8 protein-coding genes are annotated in these 10153 nt (G+C 63.8%); 2 read left to right on the forward strand and 6 right to left on the reverse strand.

Annotation, left to right across the window (positions count from 1 at the left end; translation table 11 throughout):
- Positions 1 to 125 precede the first annotated feature (125 nt).
- Positions 126 to 1004 (reverse strand): NAD-dependent epimerase/dehydratase family protein, encoded by an 879-nt coding sequence (locus NKH41_RS20915; protein ID WP_352933671.1) that lies wholly within the window; start codon positions 1002 to 1004, stop codon positions 126 to 128.
- Positions 1005 to 1201: 197 nt separating this feature from the next.
- Between NKH41_RS20915 and NKH41_RS20920 the strand changes: the two genes are divergently transcribed.
- Positions 1202 to 3331, forward strand: coding sequence for a polysaccharide biosynthesis/export family protein (locus NKH41_RS20920; RefSeq protein ID WP_352933674.1), 2130 nt, complete (start codon positions 1202 to 1204; stop codon positions 3329 to 3331).
- Between the two features lie 160 nt (positions 3332 to 3491).
- Complete coding sequence (locus tag NKH41_RS20925) at positions 3492 to 4343, forward strand: class I SAM-dependent methyltransferase (RefSeq protein ID WP_352933677.1); 852 nt, start codon at positions 3492 to 3494, stop codon at positions 4341 to 4343.
- 184 nt (positions 4344 to 4527) lie between these two features.
- Here NKH41_RS20925 and NKH41_RS20930 read toward each other — a convergent pair whose 3' ends face one another.
- The 5 genes from NKH41_RS20930 to NKH41_RS20950 form a co-directional block, all read right to left on the reverse strand.
- Positions 4528 to 5676: an acyltransferase family protein gene (locus NKH41_RS20930; RefSeq protein ID WP_352933680.1), complete on the reverse strand. Its 1149-nt coding sequence runs from the start codon at positions 5674 to 5676 to the stop codon at positions 4528 to 4530.
- 305 nt (positions 5677 to 5981) lie between these two features.
- Positions 5982 to 6815 (reverse strand): class I SAM-dependent methyltransferase, encoded by an 834-nt coding sequence (locus NKH41_RS20935; protein ID WP_352933683.1) that lies wholly within the window; start codon positions 6813 to 6815, stop codon positions 5982 to 5984.
- 13 nt (positions 6816 to 6828) lie between these two features.
- Positions 6829 to 8169: a lipopolysaccharide biosynthesis protein gene (locus tag NKH41_RS20940; RefSeq protein WP_352933686.1), complete on the reverse strand. Its 1341-nt coding sequence runs from the start codon at positions 8167 to 8169 to the stop codon at positions 6829 to 6831.
- Entirely contained in the window at positions 8160 to 9440 is a 1281-nt protein-coding gene (locus tag NKH41_RS20945; RefSeq protein ID WP_352933689.1) for a glycosyltransferase family 4 protein, read from the reverse strand. The genes NKH41_RS20940 and NKH41_RS20945 overlap by 10 nt, the downstream gene beginning before the upstream one ends.
- Before the next feature lie 13 nt (positions 9441 to 9453).
- The gene (locus NKH41_RS20950) at positions 9454 to 10095 is read right to left on the reverse strand and encodes a hypothetical protein (protein WP_352933691.1); all 642 of its coding nucleotides are present in this window, start codon (positions 10093 to 10095) and stop codon (positions 9454 to 9456) included.
- Between the last annotated feature and the right edge of the window lie 58 nt (positions 10096 to 10153).

Here is a 10153-nt window from a genome sequence, read left to right on the forward strand (position 1 = left end):
CGATTGAGGTAACGCGCGTCTCGCAAGGTGCTCCTCGCATAGTTCTTTCTTGACCATGTTACCTTACGCGAGGAAAACCCTAGACAAGAACACCCTCTTTAGGCGTAGGGTAGCTTCGTCGAGGGCTACCCCGGATTCTCAAGCTTGAGGGCTTGGTGAGGGATGCGAGCCCTGGCTTTCAGCCGCTCCGGGCGGCAGCCAGCACCATCGAGGCGACGGATGCGCGGGCCGCGAGAGTTGCCGGGGTTGGTCTCCCGTGGGGCGTGGGTGGTGCCGCCGGTCTGGCGCGGGGCGGCGCGGCGTGTCAGGCGGGAGAACCGCGGGCGAAGGGGCCGCGCCGCGACCAGCCGCCATTTTGGGATGACGCCGCAGGCCGAGGAGAAGGCGATCTTGACGCGGCGCGCGCTGATCCTGAGCAGCGCCCGAGCTTCAGCAGCTTGAGGAGCTACGTGCCACAGCTGGCAGTGGCAACTGGGTGTCGGCCAAGGCGATGCGGCGCAGCGCGCACAACAGCACGGATGCCTCCGGGCATCGAAATAGGCGGTGGTTTGCCGAGCCTCTCCTTGCACCTGCGGTGAGCAATAGAGGAGTTGCCTGGCGCGGCCCCTGGGCGGCCGATATCGGGGGCAGCGCTGCCGGGAAGTCCTCTGGCAGGGGCTGGAATTCGAGCCTTGTGAGATCCGGCGAGAGAAATGATAAGGCGGGCCAGTTCTGCTATTGCTACCTCGATAGTGTTGCCAAGATTGCGGCTTCGTCGAGGTCGCCTCTTCATTCATCAGGCGAGTCAAGCCGTCGATCAGGTCATCGACATAGCAGAATGATCGGCTTTGGGACGAGGAGCCGGAGATCGTGATCGGCTCGTTCTCCAGGCCTGGACGACGAAGTTGGAGACGGCCCAGCCATTCTGCGAACGCATGTTGGGGCCGCAGGGGGTTCGAGACGCTAAGTCGGACCGCTATTTCCGGCTCTTCGTTGCGTTCGATCGCGTTTGTCGCGTTTGCCATCAAAGAGGTTCTCCTTCAGCACAGCAATCTGCTCATTGGACGAGTTCGCCGGCGGGGTGTTTATCCGGAAGGAGTGCCTACAAAGGGATAGTTGTGCCGCTGGCGGTGAAGGGTCACGATAAGGCAGAGCCTTCCTCGTCGACCGATGCTCGGCAGTTCGGGACGGGCTGGCCACTTGAAAGTGAAAGCCACGCGCCATGGCCATGGATGCAAAATACACTCCCTCGTCACAGGCGGCCGACCGCGGGGGATGGAAGGTCGTCCTGCTTGTCTTCGGGCTCTCCGGGCTCGCCGCCCTGGGAGGGGCCGCGGTCAAAAACTGGGGGGCAGGAGCAGTAGGAGCAATAGAAGTTCTTTCCAGAGCCGTGGCACAGAAGGTCAACGATGTCTCCGGACCCGTGGTGCGGGAGGTCGAGGATGCCTCTGGGGCCGCGGCACAGCCGGTCAAGAACGCCTCCGGGGCCGTGATGCAGAAGGTTGAGGACACCTCCAGAGCCCTGGTGCAGAAGGTTGAGGACACCTCCAGAGCCCTGGTGCAGAAGGTCGAGGATGCCTCCGGAGCCCTGGTGCAGAAGGTTGAGGACGCCTCCGGAGCCCTGGTGCAGAAGGTTGAGTACGCCTCCGGAGCCCTGGTGCAAAAGGTCGAGGATGCCTCCGGAACCCTGGCGCAGAGGGTTGGGGATGCCTCCGGAGCCGTGATGCAGAAGGCCGAGGATGCTTCCGGACCCGTGGTACAGAAGCTCGAGGACATCTCCGGGGCCGTGATGCAGAAGGTGTCTGCTGCCATCGATAGCTGGCAAGAACAACCGGTTCAAACCACGGCCGAATCCTCCCGCGCCCGCGCGATCGTGCCGGGACCGGATGCGTCGGCCGCGACGTTCGTCGAACGGAGCGCCGCCCCTGCCGTCCCCACCATTGCCGGGCACCCCCAAACCCTCGGCAAGGGGCCGGATGCATCGGCCGCGGCAATGGTCGAGCAGAGCACCGACCCTGCCGTCGCCACCAATGCCGAGCGCCCCAAAGCCCTGAGTAAGGCGCCAGACGTGCCAACCGGAGCCGTGTTCGGCGTCGGCGACCGCCTTAAGATCGCGTTCTACGAGCGCGTCGACGTCGAGGAAGACAAGTGGGGGGCCGCATCCTCGGGATTGCGCGGCATCCTGCAGCGTCCGGAACTGAGCGGCGAATATATTGTCCAAGAGGACGGCACGATTTCCGTGCCCTTGCTGGGCTCCATTCCGGTCGCCCTCAGGTCGACGCAACAGGTACAGGCCGACCTAGTGGAAACCTTCAATCAACTGCTGGGCCGCAAGGGACTGGTCAATATCCTGCCGCTGGAGCGCCCGCCCGTTTACGTGCTGGGGCCGGTCAAGAATCCAGGCTCGTTCAAGTACGCGACCGGCATGACGATCCTGCACGCGATCGCACTGGCCGGCGGACTCGATCGGGCCGAGAGCGAGCCGTGGCAGAAGATCGAAGCTGTGCGTGAGACCCAGAAGCGGAGCGGGGCGATCGATGCCATGTTGAACTTGCTCGCGCGCGCGGCGGTTCTGAAGGCCGAGCGCGACGGTACGGCACCCGCTATCCCGCGCCAGTTGCTGGAGCTGGCCGGCGCGACCGAAGCTGCGAACCGTGTCGACGAGCAGAGCGACCGGCGCAAGGGCATCGCCACGGCCCGCAAGGATCGCGAGCGCGCGACCATGCGTGCACTGGAGGCGGCCAGGCAGGATGTTGTCGCTTATGGGCGCATGGGGTCGCTCGACGAACTCGTCAAGCTACGCCAGCAGCGTGTCAACAGCATGCGAACGCTCGTGGACCGCAAAGTTCTCAGCATAACAGTGATGGATCAGATCCAGAGTGAGTTGTCCGACGCGGAGCAGCGTAGGCAGAACGCCCTCAACCAATACGCAAGCGCCAAGCAGCGCCTCGCTTCGCTGGAGTCTGAGGTGTTGCGAGCCCGAGCCGACCTCAGGAACGATCTGGAGATCGAGATCGAGAGCACGCAGAGCCAGATCGCGGCCAATGTGCGCGAGTTGAACGTCAGCGAAGGCGTCCTGTACGCGTTGCCGGTGACCCGCGCCCAGTTTGCGAAGGACGCGAACAGCTTGACCTATCGAATCGTGCGGCAATCGGCAGCCGGGCCGGTCAGCATCGAGTCCGGCGGGATGACCCTGTTGCAGCCAGGCGACCTCGTCAACATCATCGAGGGCGAAAACGAGCCAAGAGAGCCGGCCGGTTCACCGGTCCCACCCCCGTCGCCTACTGGCGAGAGCTTGCCGGCCGCGTCCAACCCCAACGACGTCGAGCCTGCCCGCGTGGTGAGAGAGTAGAGGATCGGTCCGATTTGATGCCCACAGCAAGGGTGATTGTTCTGCACGGGAGGGCCCTTGCGCTGGGCCGCTCAGCTGCCGGGTCGACCTCGCCGGCCGGGTCGCCAGGATCTCATCGGACTCGGCCCCAAGAAGCGGCCAAATCGAATGGGAGCACGTGTTGACAAAGTTGAAGCCTGACTATGTTGCGATCCAGCGGCGCTGGAAGGATACACGGCAACCTGAGCGCCTGATCGCGCATTACGAACTCGAACGCCGGCTCGCGGATCGGCTGCGGGCCGCTTGCCGCGACGAGCGCTCTCGACTTTATCCCGAAGTCTATTCGGAACTGTTCAACAGCCTGCTGGACCATCCGCAAAAAGCCGCCGTCGGCTCGCGCCCGGACCGGATCGCGAAACAGGTCAGGGTCCTCAAGCCTCTGATGGGGCGCGGCGACGTGTACCTGGAGATCGGCTGCGGTGACGCCTCGCTGCCCCTCGCGATGTCCGGGATCACTCGTGAGGTGCTGGGCCTCGATGTCACGGACGCCCTGGTGGATTTCGCCGCCGCTCCGGCCAATTTCCGCTTCCTGAAGACGGACGGGGTCGAGATCCCGCTCGCGGACAACTCCGTCGATCTGGCGCATTCGGACCAGGTCATGGAGCATCTGCACGTGGAGGACGCCGAGGCTCAGCTCCGGGAGATCCACCGGGTGCTCAGGCCCGGGGGGCACTATGTGTGCACGACCCCGAGCGGAGTTACGGGGCCGCACGATATCTCGGTTTTTTTCGACGAGGTGGCGACGGGCATGCACATGCGGGAATACGACTACCGCTCACTGCGCGCCCTCATGCTCCAGGCCGGCTTTCGGCCAGTCGAGTTCCCGCTGGTGGTCGCCGGATATTGGCTCGCCACGCCGCCCTACCGGCTGCTGCACGGCATCGAACGGGCTCTGCAACGGCTTCCGGCTCGGTTGCGGCGCATTCAATTGGCCGGCATCCTGATGGGCATCACGGCAGTTGCCACCAAATAATAGCGCCTGACTCGGGACGTGGGCGCCGGGACTTCCAGGACTTGCCCACCTGGGCGGGACTTCCGTATACCACGAAGTCGCCGGCACCGCGACGCTCAGGACCGCCACGGTTCGAGAGGATGCCTTGGAGTCGCCTTAGCTGGTTTTCGCCCTCTATCGGACACCTAAATTAGATTACGCCGGTTCACAGCTCCCGACCGACATCCGACTGGGCTTTGACGGCAATCCCAGCCGGCTGCCCCTGCCGACGCGACTGACGGCCGGATTGGCCATACTCAAGGCGAGCGGCGTCGCGTCCCTCCAGCACCCGCTCCTTCAGTCTGAGCAGCGGAGACTCCATCAGGAACCATGAGATGGTCGGAACGCACAGACTCAGCACGATGGCGATCAGCCCTTGAGCCCAAAGGGGAATGGTTCCGAACCGCTCTACGACCGCGCTCGATTGAAAAATCTTCAGGAAAAACACGTGCGTCAGGTAGATGCCATAAGAGATTTTGCCGACGAAGCGCACGAACCTAAAGCTGCTGAACCACGCGAGTAAGCCTGGCAGCTCCGCGTCGGCGTCCACCACCAGCCGCGCGAAAAAGATCCCAACCGTCAGATTGAAAGTGAGGTGCCGCAGGATGCCGTTGCCCGCGACGTACGAGGCGACGCACTGGAACGCGAGGCATGCCAAGCCGGCGCACCACCAGTCCAGACCGGCTCGGAGACGGCGTCCTTCCCTCGACGCGGCATAGGATAACGCGCCGATGAGCACACCAAACCCTAGGATCTCGAATTTGCCGAAGATCGAGAGCTCGAAGGCAAACCGATCGATCGGGGTGGCCAGAACCAACGTGCGCAACAGGAAGCCGGTGCCGATCAGGAATACCGCCACTCGCACGGCATCGCGCCCGGACAGCAGAACCAGCATGGGCAGCAACAGGTAGAACTGCTCCTCCACGGCTAGGGACCAGAACACCAGCAGGGGACCGCCGGAAGCCGCGAGGTAATTGCTCGTGTAGGTGAGATGCCAGAGAATGAAGTCGTGAACCTCGGGCACGCCCAGCACGAACAGGACCAGCAGGGTCAGATAGTAGGCTGGCATGAGCCGTACCGCGCGGCCGATGTAGAACCTGCGGATGACTTCGCCCGCAGGGGCTTGCTCCAGTCTGAACAGCAAGTTGCGCGTGATTAGGAAGCCACTCAGGACGAAGAACAGTTGGACGCCCAGCGCTCCCGCCCCGATGGGGAAGTGCGTTCTGACCCACGGCCCGCCGAAGTGCTCGACGCCGACGAGTCCGATCGCGATGGCTCGCAGGCCATCCAATTGCGGTCGATAACCTTGCGCCATGACCGGTGTCTCCTTAAGTCGCAGGTGGCGACACAACCGACGGCCCTCCGTGCACAGGGCCGGCGGCAGAATCCAGTTTCATCGCGGTAGGGCCGCACATGGAGCGTCGACGCTGACGCGAGCGTCCAGCCCAGGACCAAGGCCTTGAAATCCGGCAAGCTTCGCCCCCGCGATCAGTCGCGCACGCAGCATCCCAGCCGGGAGATGTCGTGAAGCCATCCTGCTCTCCAGTTCGTTTCAACTCGAATTCAATTCGTCATGGCTGGCGGAGTGGAGCGCCGGTCTTCGAAGCTGGGTGTCGCCACTCAAGTGACGGGGCGGGTCGCTACGACCAGGGTTGAAACGCCGAATTTCCGCAAAGGCGTTTTTTCGATCCGTGGGATGAGCTGCCGATAGGTCGATATCACGCCAGCCGGCAGCCATTGATAAAGCTCGAATACCGGCAGCACATAGTCGACCTTCTGTATCTCGAAACCCGCCGCGGCCACGATATTGCGCAATTCATGGGGCCAGTAGTTCCGTGCCGCCATAACGCGAGCCGACCACGAACTCGGTAGCCAAGGAAGCAGTGGGATAGGGAACCCGAAATTGCGGCCTAGAAACCGCATCCCATGGCCCTCGAATGGAAACCAGCGATTTGGACTCATCACGACCAGATGACCACCGGGCCGCAGGACCCGCCAAATTTCGCGCAGCGTGGCCGCCTCGTCGGCGACGTGCTCAAGAACCTCATTCAACAATGTCGCATCGACAGAGGCATCCGGTAATGGGAAGTCGTCGGTGCAGCAGTGGTATTCGATCGCATTTGGCCGCCGATTAAGCCTCTCATCATTCGCCAGCTTGCGAGCGATGGCCTCGTCGATCCTCGATCGTTCAGGATCGACACCAATGGCTTTCCGGGCACCCCAGGCGACCAGGGCCTCGGTGTAGCCGCCGTCGGCACAGCCGCAGTCGAGCCAGACTCCCTGCAGCAGTCCGAGGTCTTTCAACTTGCCGAGCCTGTAAGCAAGATTGCTTCCAATCGCGGTCGAGCTGCCGGGATGGGGATAGCGTGGCGCAGTACGCGCGCGCGATAAAGAATTTTCGCTTGTCGCGATGGCCCGCAGGCCATCCAATTGCGGTCGGTAACCTTGCGCCATAACCGGTGTCTCCTCATGTCTCAGATGGCGACGCAACCGGCGGCGGCCCTTGGTGCATAGGGCCGGCGGCAGTATCCAGTTTCATCGCGAAGGCCAAAATCAGGGCCGCACATGCACCCTCGACGCTGACGGCAAGCGTCCAGCCTATGACCAGGCCTTGAAGCCCATCAAGCTTCGCCCCCGCGACCACGAAGCACAGTTCCAGTAATCCCCCAAGCGTGAACCAGCGAGATGCCTTGCGCATCGTATCGCTCAGCCGCGCCAGCGTGCAGGCATGAAATTTGAGCGTTAATCCCAGCAGGCTAAAGCCGAGAAAGCGCAGGCTCGGACCAGCGATCTCAGGATAGGCCGGATTGAAGACCGCAAGGATCTGCTGCGAATAGGTTAAGATGAAGGCGGCGAAGACCACTGAGAAGAGCAATGACGCCATTAGCGACAAAAGGATGTAGTGCCTGGATTGTTTCGGGCTTGCTCTAACCACGGGGAACAGGGCCGTAGCCATGGCTGCGGGAATGATCGAGGCCATGGACACCAGCATCCACAACGATACGAAGGCGGCATTGATGGCCGGCGACAGGAGAATTAGCACAAGGTACGGCATGATGAGAGCCGAGGTCTGCACGGCCACATCGAGCGTGTAGTGGTCGAAGACCTTGCGTCGGAGCGTATGCAGCAGCGGGAAATCGGGGAGCCCAACGAGGTGACGCGCGCCACCCCGGGTCAAGAGATCGACGCCGATCCAGGAGGCCAGCATACCGGCCACCCAGGTCAGAAGAATCGCGGCATTGGAGGCGTAGCCAGCGGCTGCGGCGGCGGCGATCAGGATCAGCTTGAACGTGGAGAACAGCACTTGCCGGATCATCCTGCCGGTGCTGCGCAAGTTGCCCACGAGCGCCTGATCGACCACCGCACTGAGAACGGTCAGGCAGCAGCCGACGACGAACGCAACGCCCTCGAACCAACCGTCGATCGGCCCGGCCGAGATGTTGAGATACGCCTCCCCGAAGACAAACAACAAGGCGAAGCCAATCGCCAGCGCCACCCCGACGGACGCTGCCGCGGCCACGAGGCCGCGCTCCTTGCCCGGGTGCAGAACGATTTCGCCCATCAGCAGGGTCCCGAGCCCGGCCTCCCCCAACAGACCGACCAGCCCCATCACGGACAGGAGGGCAGAGGCCTTGCCTATCACCTCCGGCGGAAACAGCCGGGCGGCGAGCAACCAATAGATTAACCCAAGACCGGCCGCTGCCATCGTTCCGATGGCCAGAGCGCCGGAATTCGCGAGGAGTGTGGCGTTCTTTTGAAGCGCCCGGCGCACGCCATTAAGTGCGGTCACGGCGAGATCTACCGGCATGATGGGTCTTTGGAGAGTTGGCGCGCCCGCACCGCGGACGTGCCGGCGGCTGGGCGCAGGACGTCCCGGTAGACCTGCTCGATCCGGGTCACAATCACTCCGGCTTTGAGGCGCCCCACCCTGGCGAGGCCTGTCGCCTCTAGGCGGGCCAGCAGGGCGCGGTCTTCCAGAAGTGTTTGCATCGCCTGCGCCAGGGCATGCGCGTCACCGGGCGGCACGAGAAGCCCTGTTTCGCTATGATCGACGATATCCGGCATGCCGCCGACATCGGTTGCGATGACTGCCTTGCCGGACGCCATCGCTTCCATGATGACCGTCGCGCAGGCTTCGGGTCCCAGCGATGGCAGCACGCCGAACAGCGAGCGCCGCCATGCGTGCATGATGGCGGAATGCGGCCACGTACTGAAGACGTGAACGTTTGGCGGAAACTCGGTTGGCGTATCGGGGGCCCGCCGCCCAATCAGGACCAGTTGCGGCGGCCGCTCCAGGCTGGCATAGGCTTGCAGGAGAACGCCAATGCCCTTGAGGCGCATCATGTCGCCGACAAACAGGATGAACCCATCCACAGGCAGCTCCTCCCGCAGCCAGGGATCTTCCGGGCCAAGCACCCCGATGTCGTCGGGCACGAAGTTGGGGATGACCTCATAGCGGGCGCGGCCTCGGGTGAGTCCGGTGTGACGCGCCACGGCGTGGCTCACCGCGATGAAGCGGTCCACCAGGCGCTGAGCGGCGAAGCTCGACGCCCAGTTGCTCAACGTTGTCGCGGCTCCCTTTACGGCTCCGTAATGCCCGGTGGCGCAAGGTAAGCACTTGCCCGGTGCTGGGCCACTGCAGAGATGGGTCCCCAAGTGCATGAAGTTCTTCTTGGCGCAGACAAGGCCGTAGTCGTGCAGCGTGACCACGAGGCGTGCCCCACTGAGAACTTTGACCGGCAGGAAGGACGCGTAGATCCAGTTATGGGCGTGGACGATGTCCGGCCTCTCCTGAGCGACCAGCCGCTTCAGGGCTAGCACCAGTTCGGGATCCGGGAAAGGTGGTGCGTGGCGGCGCTCGGGATCGGTGTGGAGGCCTGACAGACGCTGGAGCGTGCCGCGCAAGCGGTGCACGCGGACCGCGCCGTCCAGCTCGGTTGCGGGCGATCCGGGATGCATCAAGGTCCCGACGCTGACATGATGGCCCCGCTGCGCCAACGCCGTGCCGAGGTTGCGGACGTGCCGCTCCTCTCCCCCGATCACCGGAGGATAGAACTGCGACAGTAGCAGGATGCGCATGGCAAGCCTCGTTTCAGATGGGCGGCACCAGCGTCGAAACGCGACGATAGAGTCGGTCGTGTTCCGGCCCATAGAGCCGCGCCTCCGCCGTCTGGCGAGTTGCCGAGACGGGCACCAAGATTTCCCGGGCCCAGGTGTCGCCCGGCGCGATGGTGAGCGATTGGAAGATGGCGAACGGTTGCCCGTCGAGGGTGATTTCCAAGTCGAATCGCTGAGCTCGGGTCTCGGCGCTTCTGATGCCGACGGTGAGCAGGTCGGGCTCGCCATTGGGCGATGGCAACATCCAGAACTCGGTGTATTTGAATTCCCGGTAGGCCGCTTCGTCCCGGACGGCCAGCGCATAGGCTCCGGTCGCCACCAGCACCGCCAGCATCAGTGCGGCACCCTGCCAGAGCCGGAGCCGCGGCGGAGCCGGCCAGGCTGGCCGATCGGGAGCGTCGCAGCGGACCGCCACCAGCGCCGCGGCGGCCGTCACGGTCCCGAACCACACCGCCCAGCCGAGCGGCGTGAGGAAGCCTACGGCATTCAGGGCAAAGCCCCCCGCGATGCCGGCAGCGAGGCTTGCTCCGACCGCGTAGACGAGATGTTCCGACGCGGAGGTGGTTCTCACGCCAAGAGCCCGCAGCACCGCGTGGCCCGAGACGAGCAATACCATCGGCGCGCCCAGGGAGGTACGGAGGAGCAAGCTGTCGCTTACCGCAACGGCCGCCATC

The organism is Mesorhizobium sp. M1169, assembly GCF_040318345.1.
Classification (GTDB): domain Bacteria; phylum Pseudomonadota; class Alphaproteobacteria; order Rhizobiales; family Rhizobiaceae; genus Mesorhizobium.